This is a genomic window from Dactylosporangium sp. NPDC000244, assembly GCF_040300725.1.
Taxonomy (GTDB): Bacteria; Actinomycetota; Actinomycetes; order Mycobacteriales; family Micromonosporaceae; genus Dactylosporangium.
The window spans coordinates 183,385-201,055 of sequence record NZ_JBEPEH010000003.1 but is presented as its reverse complement, the minus strand read 5'-3'; the positions used below and the strand labels follow the sequence as shown (position 1 = coordinate 201,055).

Below are 17,671 nucleotides of genomic sequence, written 5' to 3'. Positions count from 1 at the left end.
ACGGAAAGTTTCAGGTCCATTCGCGCCTGTTGGGCCGCCCCCGCGCCCCACGCATTGACGCCGATCGTGCCAGCGGCAAACGATGCGCGAACGAACGTCGTCACGGAACGGAGTGTGACCCTGTGGGTCTCAGACGTATCAGGACGCGCGGGGCCGTCGGGGGCGCGGTGGCCCTGGCCGCCGTCGCGGCCGCCGCGCTCGTCGCCGTTACGCTCACCGCCGGCACCGCATCCGCCGGCACCGGCACCGGATACCTGCACACCAGCGGCAACAAGATCGTCGACTCGACCGGCGCGACCGTCCGGCTGACCGGCATCAACTGGTTCGGTATGGAGACCGACAACCACACCTTCCACGGGCTGTGGGCGGGCAAGCCGGCGAGCTGGACGCAGCAGATCGACCACATGGCGCAGCTCGGGTTCAACACGATCCGGGTGCCGTACACCGGCGACTCGCTGCGCTCGGGCGCGACCGCCACGAGCATCAACACCGACACCAACCCGGACCTCATCGGGCTGTCCCCGCTGCAGATCCTGGACAAGGTCGTCAATTACGCCGGGGGCAAGGGGATGCGCATCATCCTCGACCGCCACCGCCCGACCGCCTCCGGCCAGACCGCGCTCTGGTACAGCGGGACCGCGACCGAGGCCAGCGAGATCGCCGACTGGCAGATGCTGGCGACGCGGTACGCGAACAACCCGACGGTCGTCGGCGCGGACCTGTTCAACGAGCCGCACGCCGACGGGACCGAGCCCAACGGCACCGGCTCCTGCTGGGGCTGCGGCGACACCACAAAGGACTGGCGCCTGGCCGCCGAGCGCATCGGCAACGCGATCCTCGGCACCAACTCCAACTGGCTCATCTTCGTCGAGGGCGTCAGCTGCGACGGCAACGGCGGCTCGCCGAACCCGTACGACAACATCCCCGACGACCCGATGGCCTGCGACTGGTGGGGCGGCAACCTGTCGAAGGCGGGCACGTACCCGGTCCGGCTCAACGTCGCCAACCGGCTCGTGTATTCGGCCCACGACTACGGCATCTCGGTGTACGACCGCCAGCCGTGGTTCAAGGACTCGAACTTCCCGAACAACCTGCCCGACGTGTGGGACCACTTCTGGGGCTACCTGTACAAGCAGAACGTCGCCCCGATCCTCGTCGGCGAGTTCGGCAGCACCCTCGCCAACCCGCTGGACACCCAGTGGATGACGAAGCTGATGGCCTACATGGGCACCGGCACGAACGGCATGTCGTTCACGTACTGGTCCTGGAACCCGGACTCGGGCGACACCGGCGGCATCGTCGGCGACGACTGGAACACGGTCAACCAGGCCAAGATGAACATCATCGGCCCGTACCTCAACCCGCCCGCCGGGGGCGGCGGATCGACCGGCGGCCCCACCTCCAACCCGCCGACCAGCTCCCGCCCGCCGACGAGCTCGCAGCCGCCGACGAGCTCGCCGCCGCCCGCGACGGGGGCCTGCACCGCGACGTACACGGTCACGAGCCAGTGGCCGGGTTCGCCGGGCGGCTTCCAGGGCTCGGTGACGGTGAAGGCCGGCACCTCGGCCATCTCCAAGTGGACGGTCAAGTGGACGTTCGCCAACGGCCAGACCATCGGCCAGCTCTGGAACGGCACGCTGAGCACGTCCGGCTCCGCGGTGACGGTCACGAACGCGGCGTACAACGGCACGATCCCCGCGAACGGCTCGACCGAGTTCGGGTTCACGGGCACGTGGAGCGGTACGAACGCCGTCCCCACGCTGACCTGCACCGCCTGATCAACCCTCACGGGCCCGGTGCGGCCGACCCTCGCGGTCGGCCGCACCGGGTCCTCGCGGTGGCCGTCACCGTCGGCGCTACATCAGTTCGCGGTACCGGCCCAAGCGAACCTCCGCGGCGTTGAAGTCGTCGAGCACCGATTGCAGTCCCCGCCTGACAGCGGCGAGGTTGTCAGCGACGTGCTCGAGGCCGGCGGCCTGGTCCGCCGCATGCTTGAGCAGCGGCGCGGAGGTCTCGAGGTGACGCAAGCTCCGCCCCGCCGTCAGCAGCAGGCCGACCACGTCCGCATTCGGATACCGGCCCGAGAACGTCGACTCGGCCAGCCGCTCCACCAGGGGACGCAACACGTCGGCCGCCTCGGCGTCGATGGCGCCGAGACGGTCGACGGCATCCTGGATCTGGCTCGTGACCTCGGCGAAAGACCTTCCGATGAGCTCCTGCAGCCGATCCTCCGTGAGGCCTCGCAGACCGTGCAGTGCCGCCAGCCCAGGACCTTCGCGCTCGTCCTTCCACCGTTGCAGTTCCTCGATCGAAAAGTCGTCCGGGCGGATCTTGTCGACGATCTTGTGGTGGACGATGCACAGCAGGACGAGGTTGTCGAAGCTGCCGCGCTTCTCGTCGGTCAGGTTCGCCACATAGCGGCGGCCGCCGGCATTCGCGGCGCGAATGTGGACGATCTCGAAGTTGTTCACCGGGATGCCGTCAACGAACTTGGTGATTCGCTCGTCGCAGGTCGGCCAATAACACGTCCCCTGTGCGAGCACGGTCAGGGCCGGTACGACTCCGCGCCCGTAGTTGCGTTCATTGACCATGCCGGCTCCTCAAATTCTCCGATGCGGGCGTCGGTCATTGTCTGTCGCCTTGTAGGCACTCCCTGCCCCGGCATCGCCCGTCCGGCGATGCCGGGGCGCCGAGGTCAGCCGAACTTCCACTTCTGATATTTGCCGTTGTTGCACGGCATGATGTATTGCTCTCCGCCATAATTGTCCACGCATTTGCTGTGCTTGAACTGCCAGGTCATCTCGAACTGAGCGTACGAGCTTCCCTTGAGTCTCCACCAGCCCTTCGGGAGGTAGCCGTCCAGCGGGTCCGGGTCGCTGCATTTGTCGGGCATGAGGAAGGAGCGACCTTTCCGCTCATCTTCATAGTAGGCGAGGGCAGTACCCGGTCCCGACGTTCTGGAATTTCACCACGTGGTACCTGTCGCTGGATTTCCCGACCACAGTGAGGCGAAACCTTTGGTCATCATTGGTCGCATCGCACGGTTGTGTCGACACGAACACCGGATCCCCTCTGCGGTGCATCTGTATGCAGCGCCCGGTCTGAGCGTTGCGCAGAACGTTGGGGTTGGCCGGCCCCGCGTGCGCCGCCACCGGCGCGGCCAGCGTTGCGGCGGTCAGCACCTCCATCGCGACGAGCGTTCGGGCCAGCCAGCGCCGCCGGGACGCCCCTCGCGGGCCGGCAGCCTTCTCCCGTGGAGCGTTCACAAGTTCTCCTCCGCACTCAGGCCGACAAGCGGCACACGCCGGTAGAACGGCCTGCCCGGCGGGGAGGTTCACGGCATCCGTGGCGCGACTTGTCAGGAACGCCAGCCACCGCGGCTGGTGATGATCGCGCCGGGCTGAGCTCGACGAGGTTGCCATAGCGGATGGTCCGCGAGTTCGACCGCGGACACCAGGCCCGGGTGTTGGCTCAACGGCCCGGAGAGATGCGCCGTCGTCAGTGCCGGACGCCGGTGCTGGCGGCCCGTTCCACTCGCGCGATCAGGCGGCTGTTGTGGGCGGCGTGCTGGAATCCGGGGGTGTGGTGGGTCCCGTTCGTGATGTCGCGGGCCAGGCTGGCGTAGACCTCGCCCACGTTGATGGACGCGCCCGTCCAGATCTCGGCGGCGGTGGGGCCGGTGCCGGTGGCGACGGGGCGGTCGGGTGCCGCGAAGTCCACATTGGACGAGAGTGTGAGGTCGCCGACCTGGACGCCCGCGGGGTGGTTGCCGGTCAGCTTCAGCCAGCCCTCCGATCCGCGGACCTCCAGGCAGAAGTGGGCATCGGGCACGGGCACGCCGGCCAGGATCTGTACCCCGGCCGGGGCGCCGGATGCGGTCTTGACGATGGCGTCGAGGTGGTCCGGGACCTCCCGGACGGACGTCGCACCGGTGTCCACCAGCTTCACCCGGGGCCAGAGGAGTTCGGTGCGCGCGTCGATCTCGGTGATGTCACCGAGGACCGCCTCGACCACATCCAGAACGTGCCCCGCCGCGATCGGCAGGAAGCCGGCCCCGGCCGCCGCCTTGTCGAAGTACTCGTAGGCGCTCGTCGACTCCGGGCCGTTGCCGAAGGTCGTCGCGGCGACCCGGGCCGAGAGCAGCCGACCGAGCCGGCCCTGGGCGATGATCTCCGCCGCGCGGCGTACCGAGGGGTTCAGCCGGCCCTGCAGGCCGATTGCCGTGTGCAGTGCACCGGCCGCGGCCGCCATCTCCTCCGTCTGCGCGAGGGTCGCGCCGAGCGGGGACTCCGAGTACACGGCTTTGTTCGCCGCGAGGGCCGCGAGCACGAGCTCGCGGTGCGCCGGGACCTTGACCGCGACGGTGACGAGGTCGATCGACGGATCGTGGATGAGCGCGAGGGGATCGGCGAACCAGCGCTCGGCGCCGAAGGTCTCGGCAGCGCGCCGGGCGCTGTCCTCGTGCCGGGTCGCCACGGCCGCGAGGGTGAACTGCGGTTGCGCCGCGAGCGCGGGGATGTGCGACGCCCCGGCCCAGCTCGCTTGTGTGTCGGCACCGATGATGCCGACGCGAATCGGATTGCTTGTCATGCTGTACTGCTCCGTTCTCAGCGGTCGATGGCGGTCATGTCGGCCTCGGCGTGGCGATCGCCGGACGCCGGTGTCAGGTTGTTCAGGCGCGTGATCTGTTCGGCGGTGAGCCGGATGTCGTCGGCGGCGCTGTTCTCCTCGAGCCGGTCGACGCGCCTGGTCCCCGGAATGGGCGCGATGCCGTCCCCCTGAGCGAGCAGCCAGGCCAGAGCGACCTGCGCAGGTGTCGCCTCGGCCTCGCCGGCGATCTCGTGCACCTCGTCGATGATGCGCAGGTTCCGGGTGAGGTTGTCGCCGGTGAACCGGGGGTTGGTACGGCGCCAGTCGCCGGCGTCCAGGCCGTCGAGGGAGCGGATTCGGCCCGTGAGGAAGCCGTGCCCGAGCGGCGAGTAGGGAACGAAGCCGATCCCCAGTTCCCGCAGCGTGGGCAGGACGTCGGCCTCGGGATCGCGGGTCCACAGCGAGTACTCGCTCTGGACGGCGGCCAACGGGTGAACCGCATGGGCCCGGCGGATCGTCGCGGCAGCCGCCTCCGACAGTCCGATGTGGCGTACCTTGCCGGCGGCCACCAGTTCGCTCAGCACTCCCACCGTCTCCTCGATGGGTGTGCCGGGGTCGACCCGGTGCTGGTAGTACAGGTCGATGCGGTCGGTTCCGAGCCGCCGCAGGGAGCCGTCGACGGACGCGCGGATGTTGGCGGGTGTACTGTCCGGGCCCGGCCGACCGGTGTGGGAGACGAGGCCGAACTTGGTCGCGATGACGACCTCGTCCCGCCTTGCCCTGACGGCGCGACCCACCAGTTCCTCGTTGGCATAGGGCCCGTACACCTCGGCGGTGTCCAGATGCGTGACGCCGAGATCCAGGGCGCGCTGCATGGTGCGCATCGACTCGCCCTCGTCGCGGCCCGCGCCGGTGTAGAACGCCGACATTCCCATGGCCCCGAGGCCGATGCGCGAGACCTCGAGCCCGCCCAGGCGTGTGACTCGCATGCTTGGTCCTCCTTCAGATCGACCGCCTGCGCCGCACGTCACCGCGCCGGCGTACAGGAAGGTCTCGAACTTGACGCGTCAACATCAAAGCACGCTCGAACTTGATGCGTCAACAACGTGCGATAGGGTGGGGAGCATGGCGAAGACGACAGCAGGAGCGAAGGACCCGAGTGCCGCCGCGAACGCGTCCGCGGCGTCGCGGTCCGCTGCACCGGTCACCGAAACGCGCTGGCTGAGTCGCGATGAGCTGGCGGCGTGGCTCGCGAACTCCGCGATCATGATCAGCCTGCCGGCCGCCCTGGACGCGCGGATGCAGCGCGAGGCGCACCTGACGTTCTTCGAGTACATGGTGCTCTCGGTGCTGTCCGAGGAGCCGGAACGCACGCTGCGGATGAGCGATCTGGCCACCCGGACATCGGCGTCGCTGTCGCGGCTCTCACATGTCGTCGGACGGCTGGAGGTACGCGGACTGCTCGAGCGGGCCCGAATTCCCGGCGCCGGCAGACGCACCGTCGCGAAGCTGACCGAGGCCGGCTACCAGGTGGTCGTGGCGGCGGCACCAGGGCACGTCGCAGCGGTCCGCGAATACCTGATCGACGGACTCGAACCCCGCGACCTGGCAGCACTGCGCCGCATCGGCACCGCGGTCAACGCCGCCATCAACCGCGGGAGTTCCGACATGGACGACAGCACGTGAGGGCCCAGCCCGCATTGAACGGCGCAGTGTTCAGCGCCGCCGCGTCTTGTCCTGGGGTTGGGTGCGGGTGTTGGTGGCGGCCCAGCTGGCAAGGAGGCGGAGGGCGTCGTGGGAGGGGGCGGCGGGTTCGGCGTGGTAGGCAGTCATGGTGAGGCCGGGGTCGGCGGGCATGGGCATGGCTTCGAAGCCGAGGCTGAGCGGGCCGACGACGGGGTGGTGGAAGTGTTTGACGCCGGTGTGGTGCAGCCGGACGTTGTGCGCGGCCCAGAGGGTTCGGAAGTCGTCGCTTCGGGTGGCCAGCTCGCCGACGAGGTCGGTAAGGGCCTTGTCGTAGGGGTCGCGACCGGCTTCGGTGCGCAGCAGCGCGACGGTGGTGTTGGCGGCGTCGTCCCAGTCGGGATAGAAGGTCCCGGCGGCGGGGTCGAGGAAGCAGAACCGGGCCAGGTTGACCGGCCGGTCCGGGCCGGTGAACGCCGGGCTGTACAGCGCTTGGCCGAGTGGGTTGATCGCGAGGATGTCGAGGCGGCCGTTGCGGACGAAGGCGGGGGCGTCGGTCATCGCGTCGAGCAGCCGCTGTACGGCGGGCCGGATCTGCTGCCGGGCCGGGCGGCGGCGGGTGCGCGGGGTGGTGTTGGCGGCGCGGGCGAGGTCGTGCAGGTGGGCGCGTTCAGCGTCGTCGAGCTGCAGCGCGCGGGCGATCGCTTCGAGGATGCCGTCGGAGACGCCGCTGAGGTTGCCGCGCTCGAGGCGGACGTAGTAGTCGGGGCTGACCCCGGCCAGCAGCGCGACCTCGGCCCGGCGGAGTCCGGGGACCCGGCGGGCGCCGCCGTACTGCGGCAGCCCGGCCCGTTCCGGCGTGAGCCGGGCCCGGCGGCTGGCCAGGAACTCGTGCACTTCGGCCCGGTTGTCCATGCCATCACCGTACGACCCCGGCACCGGGTGAAAAGGGGTGCTGGCATTACCTGCTTCGGCAAACCCTCCCGCCTGCCCGGAGCCGCCGCTTGTATGGGTGGCATGAGCGATGCGTCCCGAGCCGGCCGCTCAGGTCCGCTGACCCACGAAAGGACACCAGCGATCATGGCAGAGAACACCGCGCCGTCCGGCGCCCAGCGCATGTTCGGCGACTTCGCCCCGGCGCTCGTCGACTACACCGACAACGTCCTGTTCGGGCAGGTCTGGGAACGACCCGAGCTCGCCCCGCGGGACCGCAGCCTCATCACCGTGGCCAGCCTCCTCACCAGCGGCAGCACCGAACAGCTCACCTTCCACCTCGCCAAGGCCCGCGACAACGGCCTGACCGAGACCGAACTCATCGAGGCGATCACCCACCTCGCCTTCTACGCCGGCTGGCCCAAGGCCATGTCCGCGATGACCGTCGCCAAAAAGATCTTCCGAGGAGACACCTGATACGCGGTCCGATCAGGTGCCGGAGCCCCTTCCGGTTCGGACTCCGGCTTGAGCGGGTCACCGGGCCGCAGTCCCTGCTTGAGGATGTAGCTTTTGATCGTTCGCGGCGCGCGGCACGGCACTACCCGGGGCGCCGGAGACGGCGAGGCGTACTCGTTGCCGCTGCTCAGCTGAGGCCGGCCAGGCGGCGCAGCAGGGCGAGGGTGAAGGCCGCCGCCGCGTCGAGCGCGTCTGCCCGCAGCACCGGGTCGGTTCCGGCATCGAGCGCGCCGAGCACGATGAGCGAGAAGCCGCCGGCCGGTAGGGACCGCTCTTCGGACCGGGCCAGCACGGATCCGAGATGCACGGCCGGGCTGTGGGCGAAGTGGTCCGGAATCCAGTCGTCGGGCCGCATCGCTCTGGCCAGGGCGAGCAGCCCGGCGTCGGGCCGGTACGCCGGCCTTCCGACGACCTCGGAGGGGACCAGGACGTCGCCGGGGCGCACCGGTGGCAAGCCGCGGGCCACGCCGGCGAACAGCCGGTGACGCGCGTGCGGGACGCCGCTGGGCGGTGACGACGCAGGCGGCGGCTCGACCGCGACGAGCAGCGAGCCGATGCGCACGACGACGGCGGTGCCGCCCGGATGGTGGACCGTCTCGCGGTCACCGGGCAGCAGCCTCAGGAGGGCGGGCGCCGCGCTCACCACCGCGACGTCGACGGCACGCACGGGATCACTCTGCCACGCCGCCGAGAACCGCTACGCCTCCGGCATGTCCGCGAGGGCGGAGTCGGCGAGCATGAGCACCGCGAACTCGAGATCCCCCTCGAGGTCGGTGCCCACCTGGCGGAAGCCGCACCGTTCCAGGAGCTTCACGGAGGCGGTGTTGCCGATGAACGGGTCGGCGTAGAGCGGCCGGATCTGCTCGCGCCGCAGGAACTGGCGCAGGGCCGCCGTGCCGATGCCCCGTCCCCAGAAACGCTGGCCGAGCCAGTAGCCGATGAAGCGCCGATCCTCACGCCACCAGGCCATGAAGTTGCCGGCGACCTCGCCGCCGGCCACGACGATCTGGACGTGATTGGCGGGGTCGGCAAGCACCTTGGTGCGCCAGTGCGTCATGAACGGCTCCCGCTCGCGGGCGGGAAACTGCGCCCGGCGCACCGCCTCCTCCTCCCGCTGCTGCTCGTAGAGCACCTGGAGGTCGGCCTCGACCAGGTCACGCAACCGCACTTCGCTCATGGAGGACAGTGTGCCAGCCGAGGGTCCCCGGACGCGGGGACCCTCGGTCCGGTTACTGGCGCACCTGGCTCCAGGCCGGGGCGACCCCGGGCTCGAGGATGCGGGCGTCGGGCAGGCCGTCGAGGCCGGTCTCGGCCCCGCCCGGGGTGTAGACGACCACCAGCCGCAGCGGACGCCACGTGGTGTTGTAGGTCGAGTGGAGCGTGTTGGCCGGGATGTACACGGCGTCGCCCTCGCGGATCGGGAACGCCGGGCCGTCGCCGACGGTCTGCTCGCCCTCGCCGGAGATCACGTAGATGACCTCCTCCTCGTTCGGGTGCACGTGCGGCGCGTGGCCCTGCGCCGGGTAGACGATCACCTCGCCGGTGGTCAGCCCGGCGCCCTCGTCGAGGTGCGGGGTGACCAGCCACTTGATGGTGCCCCAGTCGAAGACGCGGGTCGGGTTCTCATCGGGGCGGCGGAAGGTCGTCATGCGGGCTCCTGATCGGTGGCGGTGATGTTCTTGAAGGCGACCATCTGGGCCTCGATGGCCCGCTCGGTGGGCAGGCGCTCGACCGAGGAGGCGCCGAAGAAGCCGACGATGCCGGTGGTGTTGGCGAGGATGTACCGGGCGTCGGCCGGCTCGGCGATGGGGCCGCCGTGGCAGAGCACGATGATGTCCGGGTTGACGGCCGTCGCGGCGTCGCGCATGGCCTGCACCCGTTCGGCCGACTCATCCAGGCTCAGCGCCGTCTGCGCGCCGATCGAGCCGCTGGTGGTCAGTCCCATGTGCGGCACGAGCACGTCGGCGCCGGCGTCGGCCATGGCCGCGGCCTGCTCCACGTCGAACACGTATGGCGCGGTGAGCAGGTCCCGCTCGCGGGCCAGCCGGACCATGTCGATCTCGAGCCGGAAGCTCATGCCGGTCTCTTCCAGGTTCTGCCGGAAGACCCCGTCGATCAGCCCCACGGTCGGGAAGTTCTGCACCCCGGCGAAGCCGAGGGCCTTGAGCTCGTCGAGGAAGCGGCCCATCACCCGGAAGGGGTCGGTGCCGTTGACGCCGGCCAGGACCGGGGTGTCCCGCACGATCGGCAGCACCTCGCGGCTCATGTCCACGACGATCTGGTTGGCATCGCCGTAGGCGAGCAGGCCGCTGAGCGAGCCGCGGCCGGCCATCCGGTAGCGGCCCGAGTTGTAGATGATGATCAGGTCGGCCCCGCCGGCCTCGGCGGCCTTGGCGGAGATGCCGGTGCCGGCGCCCGCACCGATCACCGGTTTGCCGGCCGCAATGGTGGCCCGGAGCCGGGCCAGCGCGGTGGTTCGGTCCATGCTCAACTCACCGCCGCCGAGTGCCGGGCCGCGATGAGCGCGTGCAGCCGGTCGGCGGCCGCGACGGCGAACTGCGGATCGTTGATGTGCAACGGCGAATCGACGACCTCGACGCCGCTCGGCGCGACCGCGGCGAGCGCGGCCTCGAACAGTACCGTCGATGCCTCGGGATTGTGAAATGGCATGCCGGGTGCGTCCAGCGCGGAAACCCCGCCGCGCGGCACCGCGAGCACGGTCGGGCCGGCGGCGTTCGCGAGCTTGCCGCCGATCCGGCGCCCGAGCTCGGCGTTCTCCTCCGGGGTGGTGCGCATCAGGGTGACGGTCGGGTTGTGCACGAAGAACTGCCGATCGGCGAATTTCGGGGGTACGGTCTCCGCCGGCCCGAAGTTCACCATGTCCACCGCGCCGAGGCTGACCACCTGGGGTATCCCGGCCGCACCGGCGGCGGTGAGCCGGTCCGGCCCGGCCGTGAGGACGCCGCCGACGAGGTCGTCGGCGAGCTCCGTGGTCGTCAGGTCGAGCACCCCGGCGAGCAGGCCGGACCGGGCGAGGCCCTCCAGTGCCCGGCCGCCGGAGCCGGTGGCGTGGAACACCAGCACCTCGTAGCCGAGCTCCTCCAGCCGCGCCCGGGCGGCCTCGACGGCGGGCGTGGTGACGCCGAACATCGACGCGGCGATCAGCGGACGGTCGCCGGCGACCGGCGTCCGCCGCGCGTAGGCCGTTGCCATGCCGGCGATCCCGGCGGCGGCGTTGCCGAGCATGGCGCGGGAGATCTGGTTGATGCCGGAGATGTCCACGACGCTGTACATCATGGTCACGTCGGCGGCGCCAACGTACGGCGACACGTCGCCGGCCGCCATCGTGGACACGATGAGCTTCGGCAGGCCGATGGGCAGGTCCCGCACGGCCCGGGCGGCGATCGAGGAGCCGCCGCTGCCGCCGAGGGCGAGTACGCCGTGCACGGCGCCCCGGGCGACGAGCGGGCCGAGGACGGCGGCCGCCCCCTCCCCCATCGCGGTGACCGCGACGCCGCGGTCATTGCCGTCGCGCAGCGCGGCGATGCTGGTGCCGGCGGCGGCCGCCACCTCGTCCTGCCCGATCACGACCGGCGGCGCCCCGGGCGTCAGCGGCGCCGGCAGGCCGACGGGCGGGCGGATTCCGACGTCGAGCACGAGCACGCCCACGCCGTGTTCGGCCAGCCGCTCGGCCACCCATTCGTATTCGGCGCCCTTGGTGTCGAGCGTGCCGACCAGGGCGACGGTCGGCTTGTCGGCGGTTTCGGTCATGTCCGGGCCTGGGGTGTCGGCGGTATGAAGAGGGTCACTCGCCCATCCTGGATCCCGTTTTGAAACGTGTCAACCATCGGCGGCGGCCCTCAGAACTCGGTCGCCATCGGGCGGCCGGCCAGGAACGCGATCATCTGCAGGACCAGGAAGTTCCAGTTCTGGAAATTCCGCGTCATGATCGGTTCGCCGCTGTCCGGGTGGTAGAACTCGTGCAGGCAGCCGTTGGTCTCCAGATCGTGGCCGAACAGCCGGACCGTCTTCTCGGCCAGGTCGCGGGCATCCTCCGTGAAGCCGTACTTCACCAGCCCCCGGAACACCATGTAGTTGCTGATGCCCCAGACCGGGCCGAGCCAGTTCGACGGGTTGTTGGACGCCCGCAGGTCGTACATCTTCTCGAGCCGCGACAGCGACCGGATGCCGTAGCTCGCGGCGAACGTTCGGGGGTCGCGGATCCGCTCGACCATCCGCTCCGCCTGTTCCCGGGACGCGAATCCGGCCCACATCGGCAGGAAGCTCGACCAGCTGTCGATCCGCAGCAGCAGTGACGACCAGGCCCGCGGCGCTCCACTGTGGAGCCAGTCGGCGGGGTCGACGGGGCGCAGCGCGAGGTCGGCGCTGTAGAAGGTGCCGTCGCGCTCGTCCCAGCAGTGCAGGTTGATCGCATCGGCGAGGTCCTGGGCACGGCGCCTCCACCGCACCGACTCCTTCACCTCGCCGAGCCGCTCCAGCAGTTCGCCGTACGCCAGCAGCTCGCGGTACATGAGGCTGTTGAGATAGATGGCGGCGGTGCTCCTCGCCGGGCGGTAGTACACCGACGGGTCGTTGTCGACGCCGACCGCGAAGTCGGTCTGCCAGTACAGGAGGCCGGTATCGGCGTGGAGGTGGCGGGTGAGGTACCCGGTGAGGAACGCCTCGAGCTTGCCGAGGTGCGGGCGCAGCCACTCGGCGTCCCCGCGCCGGCGGGCCAGGAGGGCGGCGTGCTGTACCAACACCGGCTTGTGGGTGTTCTGCTGGCGGGCGTACTCCTCGTCGCCGCCGAAGTCGCCGTGCCGGAGGCTGCCCTCGGGGTTGAGCTGGATCGGCACGACGCCGTCGGAGCTGTGGTCGAGGAAGTTGAGGATGCTGCCCTCCTCGTACTGCGCGTACCGGCCGGGCTGCCCGGTCTCGAGCTCGACCTGGGCGAGCACGACGCTCACCCACCAGGAGTCCCAGTCCCACAGGTGGCCGCTGTAGTACGGCGAGTCCGGGCTGCTCGGGACGAGGAAGGGATGCCGGAGGATGCCCACCGGCTCACGCGTCATCTCGCCGCTCTTCGCGAGGATGTGCGCGCTCAGCATTTCCGCGTAGCGGTCGATCATCGTGTTCCTTCCATCGGGAGCATGGCCCCGGGGTTCAGGATGCCGAGCGGGTCCAGGGCCCGCTTCACCCGGTGGGTCAGGGCGAGGGCGCCGGCCCCGAGGTACTCCGGCAGCCAGGGCCGCTTCAGCCGCCCGACGCCGTGCTCGCCGGTGATGGTGCCGCCGAGGGCGAGCGCGAGGTCCATCACCGCCGCGAACGCCCGCTCGGCGCGGGCCGCGTGGGCGGGGTCGCCGCCGTCGTAGACGATCACCGGATGGGTGTTGCCGTCGCCCGCGTGGGCCACCAGTGCGATGGTCACGTCGTGGGCGGCCGCGATCGCCTCGATTCCGCTCACCAGCCGCGGCAGGTCGGGCAGGGCGACGCCGACGTCCTCCAGCAGGAGCTCACCGCGGCGCTCCAGCGCCGGGAAGGCCAGCCGCCGGGCGGCGGCGAAGGCCTCGCCCTCGGCGGGGTCGTCGGTCGTGAAGATCTCCGTCGCCGCCTGGTCGGCGCACGCGGCCTCCATCGCGGCGATCTCCTCGGCGGCGGCGCGGCCGGGCGCGTCGCTGCAGGCCAGCAGCAGCGCGCGGGCGGTCCGGTCCAGGCCCATGGCCGTGTGGTCCTCGACGGCGTTGATGGCGGTCCGGTCCATGAGCTCGAGCATCGCCGGGCGCAGTCGCGCGGTGATGCCGAGCACGGCGGCGGCCGCCGCCTCGACCGTCGGGAACGTCGCGACGAGCGTCGACGCGGGCGGCGGGGCCGGCAGCAGGCGCAGGGTCAGCTCCGTGATCACCCCGAGAATGCCCTCCGAGCCGACGAAGAGCTTGGTGAGCGACAGCCCGGCGGCGTCCTTCAGGCGGGGGCCGCCGAGCCGCACCGCGGTGCCGTCGGCCAGCACGACCTCCAGGCCCAGCACGTAGTCGGCGGTGACGCCGTACTTCACGCAGCACAGCCCGCCCGCGTTGGTGGCCGCGTTGCCGCCGATCGAGCACGACTCGAACGAGGACGGGTCGGGCGGGTACCACAGCCCGGCCGCGGCGGCCGCCCGCTTCACGTCGGCGTTCAGCGCGCCCGGCTGGGCCACGGCCACCCGGGCCACCGGGTCGACGGCGACGGCCCGCATCCGCTCCAGCGACAGGACCAGCCCGCCGTCCACCGCCGTGGCCCCGCCCGACAGGCCGGTGCCCGCGCCGCGTGGCACGACCGGGACGCGCGCGGCCGTGGCCCAGCGCAGGACCGACTGGACGTCTTGCGTGCCGGCCGGGCGCACGACCGCGAGGGGCCTTCCGGCCGAACGGTCCCGGGCCCAGTCCTGGCGGTACCGCTCCATGACGTCCGGGTCGACGATGACCGCGCCCTCGGGCAGCGACCGGGCGAGCGCCGATAGATCTGCGGTGTCCACTGTGGATCAGATCAGCTCGAGGGCCGCGACGGTGAGGAAGTCGGCGAGCTCCTCGTCGAGCACGAGCCGTTCGACGACGGCGACCGCCTGATCGACCTTTGCGGCGGTACCGCCGGCGAGCTCGGCCCGGGCCGCCGCCGCCTCCTGCGCGATGCAGTCGCGCACCAGCTCGGCCGTCACCGGCCGGCCGTCGCTCAGCACCACGGTGTTGCGCCGCCACTGCCAGACCTGGGACCGGGCGATCTCGGCGGTCGCGGCGTCCTCCATGAGGTTGTAGATGGCCACCGCGCCGTTGCCCGCGAGCCAGGTCGCGAGGTACCGCAGCGCCACGGAGATGTCGTTGCGCAGGCCCGCCTCGGTGGCCTCGGCCCCGGTCCCGGCGATGGTCACGAGCTCGGCCGGCTTGACGTCCACATCGGGGCGCTGCCGGTCGAGCTGGTTGTCGCGGTCGCCGAGCACGGCCGCGAACTCCGCGGCGCACAGCGGCACCAGGTCCGGGTGGGCGACCCAGGAGCCGTCGAACCCGTCGCCCGCCTCGCGCCGCTTGTCGTCGCGGACCTTCGTGAGCGCCGTCGCGTTGACCGCCTCGTCGCGGCGGCTCGGGATGAAGGCGGCCATGCCACCGATCGCCATCGCGCCCCGCCGGTGGCAGGTCGAGACGAGCAGCTCCGTGTAGGCCCGCATGAACGGGGCCGTCATCGTGACCGCGTTGCGGTCCGGCAGCACGTATTCGGCCCCCGAGTCCTTGAACACCTTGATCATGCTGAACAGGTAGTCCCAGCGGCCGGCGTTCAGACCCGCGATGTACTCCCGCAGCTCGTAGAGGATCTCCTCCATCTCGAACGCCGCCGGCAGCGTCTCGATGAGCACGGTGGCCCGGACGGTCCCGGCGGTCACGCCGAGCGCCTCCTCGGCGTGGCGGAAGACGTCGGCCCAGAGGCGGGCCTCGTCCGCGCTCTCCAGCTTGGGCAGGTAGAAGAACGGCCCGTCGCCCCGCTCGGCCAGCACGTGCGCGTTGTGGAAGAAGAACAGGCCGAAATCCACGAGCGCACCGGCGGCGGGCCGGCCGTCGACCTGGACGTGCCGCTCGTCGAGGTGCCAGCCGCGGGGCCGCACGACGATGACGGGCAGCCGTCCGGCCTCGTCCTGGCGCAGCGCGTACTCGCGCCCGTCCGGCGCGCGGAAGGCGATCGTCCGCCGGACCGCGTCGCGCAGGTTGACCTGGCCGCTCACCACGTTGTCCCAGTGCGGGGTGTTCGCGTCCTCGAGGTCGGCCAGCCACACGTCGGCACCGGAGTTGAGCGCGTTGATCGCCATCTTCCGCTCGGTCGGCCCGGTGATCTCCACCCGCCGGCGGCGCAGGGCGGGCGGGATCGGCGCGACCCGCCAGCTCGGGTCGTCGCGGATGGCCTGTGTGTCGGCGCGCCATCGGGCCCCGTCGCGGCCGGCCGCAGCGATCCTCTGCCGGCGCGCGGGGCGCTCGGCCAGCAGCGCCGTCCGGCGCTCGCCGAAGGTCCGCTGCAGCCCCGCGACGAACTCGAGGGCCTCGGCGGTCAGGACCGATTCGCTTCCCGCGACGTCGCCGGCCGTGGTCTGCAACCCTGCCATGTGGCTCTTCCTTTGCTGTTGTGTGACCGCTCGCGGGGCGCTTCGTGCGGTTGCCTCATCGGGCCGCTCGGCGCGCATCCGTCGTGGTGGTCCGGATTCGGTAGAGGCTTGTCGAGGCGGTGATGTACAGCGTCCGGGCGTCATCGCCGCCGAAGCACAGGTTCGCCACCTTCTCGGGCACCGGCACCACGGCCAGCCGCTCGCCGGACGGCGTGAACACCTGCACCGAGTCGGCGCTGGAGCTCCAGATGCGGCCCTCCACGTCCACCCGCAGACCGTCGGTCGCGCCCGGGCGCACCTCGACCAGGTCCCGGCCGCCGGTGCAACGGGTGCCGCCGACGACGTCATAGGCGCGGATGCCGCCAGGGGCGCCGGGGACCTGCAGGTAGCCGGTGTCGGCCACGTACAGGATCGATTCGTCGGGCGAGAACGCGAGACCGTTGGGGTGCACCATGTCGGTGACGACCGGCTCGATCGTGCCCGCGGCCTCGTCGAAGCGGAAGACGAAGCAGCCGCCGTACTCCGGCCGGCCCGGATGACCCTCGCGCCCGCTCTCGTGGATGCCGTACGGCGGGTCGGTGAACCAGATCGCGCCGTCGCTCGCCACCACGACGTCGTTGGGCGAGTTGAACCGGCCGCCGGCCCAGCGGTCGACGAGCGTCCGCGGGCCGTCATCCGACTCCCGCTCGACCGCCCGCCGGCCGTGGCTGCACTGCACGACGCGGCCCTGGAGGTCGAGGGTCCGCCCGTTGGGGAATTCGGCCTCGGCCCGGAAGACGCTTGTGGCGCCGGTCGCCTCGTCGTACTCGAGGATGCGGTTCGCGGGAATGTCGCTCCAGCGCAGCCGGCGCGGCGACGGCAGCCAGACGGGACCCTCGCTCCAGGTGGCCCCGGTGAACAGGCGTTCGAGGACCGCATCTGGCGGGAAAAGGTCCGTCACGTTGGTGACCGTACAGGCCGTTGATACGTTTTAAAAGCCACTCGCCCGAGATTTTGACACGTTTCATTCGGGCCGGCCGACCGGCGGCGTCAGCGGGCCGGGGACTCCGCGGTGCTCGCATCGGCCAGCAGCCGCCGGCCCGCGGTGACCATGTGCACCGCCATCGCCGACGCGGCCATGTCGCCGTTGCCGGCCACGATCGCGTCGTGCACCGCGACATGCTCGGCGATGGCGAGATCGATCTGCTCGGGCTCGTGCACCGCCCGGTCCACCCACACGCGCAGCAACGAGCGGATGATCCGGAGCAGGTCCATCAGCGTCGCGTTGCCGGTCGCGTCGGCCAGCTCCTGGTGGAAGCGCTGATCCGCCTCGACGAAGGCCGGAACGTCCGCCCGCGACGAACGCATCCGCTCCAGATGGGCACCGAGCCGGGCGACACTCTCCGGGCTCATCCGCTCGGCGGCCAGCCGGGCCGCGTAGATCTCGAGCGCCCCGCGCAGCTCGACCAGGTCCTCGGTGCTGCGCCGCCCGATCAGCATGCCCCAGCTGAGGCTCTGCGGCAGCAGCTCACTGGTGCTGCCGCGCAGGAACGTACCGGCCCCCGCGCGCACCTCGACGATGCCGAGGATCTCGAGGGCGGCGAGGGCCTCGCGGACCGCCGACCGGCCAACGCCCAGCGTCGCCGCGAGTTGCCGTTCGGGCGGCAGGCGGGTGCCGGGCTCCAGGCTGCCGCCGGTGAACAGGTCGAGCAGGCTCGTCGCCACCGCGGACACCGCGCTCCCCGACGGCAGCGTGCCGAGTGCGGCACCGATCTCCGCCGAGCGGTCATCGCGGTACGCGGGCATCCCAACACGATAGCCGAGTGCGGAACGGCACCGATCAGCCCTTCC

19 protein-coding genes are annotated in these 17,671 nt (G+C 71.2%); 3 read left to right on the top strand and 16 right to left on the bottom strand.

The annotated features are described in order from the left end of the window. Positions 1-122 precede the first annotated feature (122 nt). Positions 123-1,778: a cellulase family glycosylhydrolase gene (locus ABT369_RS05675; RefSeq protein ID WP_350610507.1), complete on the top strand. Its 1,656-nt coding sequence runs from the start codon at positions 123-125 to the stop codon at positions 1,776-1,778. Positions 1,779-1,856: 78 nt separating this feature from the next. On the opposite strand, the gene ABT369_RS05670 is transcribed toward ABT369_RS05675, so the two are convergent. The 5 genes from ABT369_RS05670 to ABT369_RS05650 form a co-directional block, all read right to left on the bottom strand. Beyond that, on the bottom strand, positions 1,857-2,591 hold the full coding sequence (locus ABT369_RS05670) for a hypothetical protein (protein WP_350610506.1): 735 nt from the start codon (positions 2,589-2,591) through the stop codon (positions 1,857-1,859). Positions 2,592-2,695: 104 nt separating this feature from the next. Beyond that, on the bottom strand, positions 2,696-2,893 hold the full coding sequence (locus ABT369_RS05665; protein WP_350610505.1) for a hypothetical protein: 198 nt from the start codon (positions 2,891-2,893) through the stop codon (positions 2,696-2,698). A gap of 28 nt (positions 2,894-2,921) precedes the next feature. Further along, complete coding sequence (locus tag ABT369_RS05660; RefSeq protein ID WP_350610504.1) at positions 2,922-3,188, bottom strand: ricin-type beta-trefoil lectin domain protein; 267 nt, start codon at positions 3,186-3,188, stop codon at positions 2,922-2,924. A gap of 310 nt (positions 3,189-3,498) precedes the next feature. Next, positions 3,499-4,590 (bottom strand): Gfo/Idh/MocA family protein, encoded by a 1,092-nt coding sequence (locus tag ABT369_RS05655; RefSeq protein ID WP_350610503.1) that lies wholly within the window; start codon positions 4,588-4,590, stop codon positions 3,499-3,501. Positions 4,591-4,607: 17 nt separating this feature from the next. Then, a complete protein-coding gene (locus ABT369_RS05650; protein ID WP_350610502.1) occupies positions 4,608-5,579 on the bottom strand; it encodes an aldo/keto reductase in 972 nt (323 codons plus the stop codon). A 136-nt stretch (positions 5,580-5,715) separates the two neighbouring features. Between ABT369_RS05650 and ABT369_RS05645 the strand changes: the two genes are divergently transcribed. Beyond that, positions 5,716-6,276, top strand: coding sequence for a MarR family winged helix-turn-helix transcriptional regulator (locus ABT369_RS05645; protein ID WP_350610501.1), 561 nt, complete (start codon positions 5,716-5,718; stop codon positions 6,274-6,276). 30 nt (positions 6,277-6,306) lie between these two features. Here the strand turns inward: ABT369_RS05645 and ABT369_RS05640 are convergent, their stop codons facing one another. Continuing rightward, positions 6,307-7,188 (bottom strand): helix-turn-helix transcriptional regulator, encoded by an 882-nt coding sequence (locus tag ABT369_RS05640; RefSeq protein ID WP_350610500.1) that lies wholly within the window; start codon positions 7,186-7,188, stop codon positions 6,307-6,309. A gap of 165 nt (positions 7,189-7,353) precedes the next feature. Here ABT369_RS05640 and ABT369_RS05635 point away from each other — a divergent pair, with 165 nt between their 5' ends. Beyond that, positions 7,354-7,683, top strand: a complete 330-nt coding sequence (locus ABT369_RS05635; protein WP_350610499.1) for a carboxymuconolactone decarboxylase family protein — start codon at positions 7,354-7,356, stop codon at positions 7,681-7,683. A gap of 166 nt (positions 7,684-7,849) precedes the next feature. Here ABT369_RS05635 and ABT369_RS05630 read toward each other — a convergent pair whose 3' ends face one another. The 10 genes from ABT369_RS05630 to ABT369_RS05585 form a co-directional block, all read right to left on the bottom strand. Then, entirely contained in the window at positions 7,850-8,389 is a 540-nt protein-coding gene (locus ABT369_RS05630) for a hypothetical protein (RefSeq protein WP_350610498.1), read from the bottom strand. A gap of 30 nt (positions 8,390-8,419) precedes the next feature. Beyond that, the gene (locus ABT369_RS05625; RefSeq protein WP_350610497.1) at positions 8,420-8,899 is read right to left on the bottom strand and encodes a GNAT family N-acetyltransferase; all 480 of its coding nucleotides are present in this window, start codon (positions 8,897-8,899) and stop codon (positions 8,420-8,422) included. A gap of 52 nt (positions 8,900-8,951) precedes the next feature. Next, on the bottom strand, positions 8,952-9,371 hold the full coding sequence (locus ABT369_RS05620; protein WP_350610496.1) for a cupin domain-containing protein: 420 nt from the start codon (positions 9,369-9,371) through the stop codon (positions 8,952-8,954). Next, on the bottom strand, positions 9,368-10,207 hold the full coding sequence (locus ABT369_RS05615; protein ID WP_350610495.1) for a phosphoenolpyruvate hydrolase family protein: 840 nt from the start codon (positions 10,205-10,207) through the stop codon (positions 9,368-9,370). Before ABT369_RS05615 ends, ABT369_RS05620 begins: the two co-directional genes overlap by 4 nt. A gap of 2 nt (positions 10,208-10,209) precedes the next feature. Beyond that, positions 10,210-11,493 (bottom strand): Tm-1-like ATP-binding domain-containing protein, encoded by a 1,284-nt coding sequence (locus ABT369_RS05610; protein ID WP_350610494.1) that lies wholly within the window; start codon positions 11,491-11,493, stop codon positions 10,210-10,212. A gap of 89 nt (positions 11,494-11,582) precedes the next feature. Further along, positions 11,583-12,851 (bottom strand): MGH1-like glycoside hydrolase domain-containing protein, encoded by a 1,269-nt coding sequence (locus ABT369_RS05605; RefSeq protein ID WP_350610493.1) that lies wholly within the window; start codon positions 12,849-12,851, stop codon positions 11,583-11,585. Further along, entirely contained in the window at positions 12,848-14,161 is a 1,314-nt protein-coding gene (locus ABT369_RS05600; protein ID WP_350610693.1) for an FAD-binding oxidoreductase, read from the bottom strand. Before ABT369_RS05600 ends, ABT369_RS05605 begins: the two co-directional genes overlap by 4 nt. Before the next feature lie 78 nt (positions 14,162-14,239). Beyond that, positions 14,240-15,841: a malate synthase A gene (gene aceB / locus ABT369_RS05595; RefSeq protein ID WP_350610492.1), complete on the bottom strand. Its 1,602-nt coding sequence runs from the start codon at positions 15,839-15,841 to the stop codon at positions 14,240-14,242. A gap of 55 nt (positions 15,842-15,896) precedes the next feature. After that, positions 15,897-16,781 carry an SMP-30/gluconolactonase/LRE family protein gene (locus ABT369_RS05590; RefSeq protein WP_350610491.1) on the bottom strand — a complete coding sequence of 295 codons (885 nt, stop codon included), beginning with the start codon at positions 16,779-16,781 and terminating at the stop codon, positions 15,897-15,899. Between the two features lie 89 nt (positions 16,782-16,870). Then, on the bottom strand, positions 16,871-17,626 hold the full coding sequence (locus ABT369_RS05585; RefSeq protein ID WP_350610490.1) for a FadR/GntR family transcriptional regulator: 756 nt from the start codon (positions 17,624-17,626) through the stop codon (positions 16,871-16,873). Positions 17,627-17,671 lie beyond the last annotated feature (45 nt).

Bases quoted from the DNA above. Each gene is read 5' to 3' on its own strand.
- ABT369_RS05670 (WP_350610506.1), bottom strand. From the start codon at position 2,591: ATGGTCAATGAACGCAACTACGGGCGCGGAGTCGTACCGGCCCTGACC.
- ABT369_RS05665 (WP_350610505.1), bottom strand. From the start codon at position 2,893: ATGCCCGACAAATGCAGCGACCCGGACCCGCTGGACGGCTACCTCCCG.
- ABT369_RS05660 (WP_350610504.1), bottom strand. From the start codon at position 3,188: ATGGAGGTGCTGACCGCCGCAACGCTGGCCGCGCCGGTGGCGGCGCAC.
- ABT369_RS05655 (WP_350610503.1), bottom strand. From the start codon at position 4,590: ATGACAAGCAATCCGATTCGCGTCGGCATCATCGGTGCCGACACACAA.
- ABT369_RS05650 (WP_350610502.1), bottom strand. From the start codon at position 5,579: ATGCGAGTCACACGCCTGGGCGGGCTCGAGGTCTCGCGCATCGGCCTC.
- ABT369_RS05645 (WP_350610501.1), top strand. From the start codon at position 5,716: ATGGCGAAGACGACAGCAGGAGCGAAGGACCCGAGTGCCGCCGCGAAC.
- ABT369_RS05640 (WP_350610500.1), bottom strand. From the start codon at position 7,188: ATGGACAACCGGGCCGAAGTGCACGAGTTCCTGGCCAGCCGCCGGGCC.
- ABT369_RS05635 (WP_350610499.1), top strand. From the start codon at position 7,354: ATGGCAGAGAACACCGCGCCGTCCGGCGCCCAGCGCATGTTCGGCGAC.
- ABT369_RS05625 (WP_350610497.1), bottom strand. From the start codon at position 8,899: ATGAGCGAAGTGCGGTTGCGTGACCTGGTCGAGGCCGACCTCCAGGTG.
- ABT369_RS05620 (WP_350610496.1), bottom strand. From the start codon at position 9,371: ATGACGACCTTCCGCCGCCCCGATGAGAACCCGACCCGCGTCTTCGAC.
- ABT369_RS05615 (WP_350610495.1), bottom strand. From the start codon at position 10,207: ATGGACCGAACCACCGCGCTGGCCCGGCTCCGGGCCACCATTGCGGCC.
- ABT369_RS05610 (WP_350610494.1), bottom strand. From the start codon at position 11,493: ATGACCGAAACCGCCGACAAGCCGACCGTCGCCCTGGTCGGCACGCTC.
- ABT369_RS05605 (WP_350610493.1), bottom strand. From the start codon at position 12,851: ATGATCGACCGCTACGCGGAAATGCTGAGCGCGCACATCCTCGCGAAG.
- ABT369_RS05600 (WP_350610693.1), bottom strand. From the start codon at position 14,161: ATGGAGCGGTACCGCCAGGACTGGGCCCGGGACCGTTCGGCCGGAAGG.
- aceB (WP_350610492.1), bottom strand. From the start codon at position 15,841: ATGGCAGGGTTGCAGACCACGGCCGGCGACGTCGCGGGAAGCGAATCG.
- ABT369_RS05585 (WP_350610490.1), bottom strand. From the start codon at position 17,626: ATGCCCGCGTACCGCGATGACCGCTCGGCGGAGATCGGTGCCGCACTC.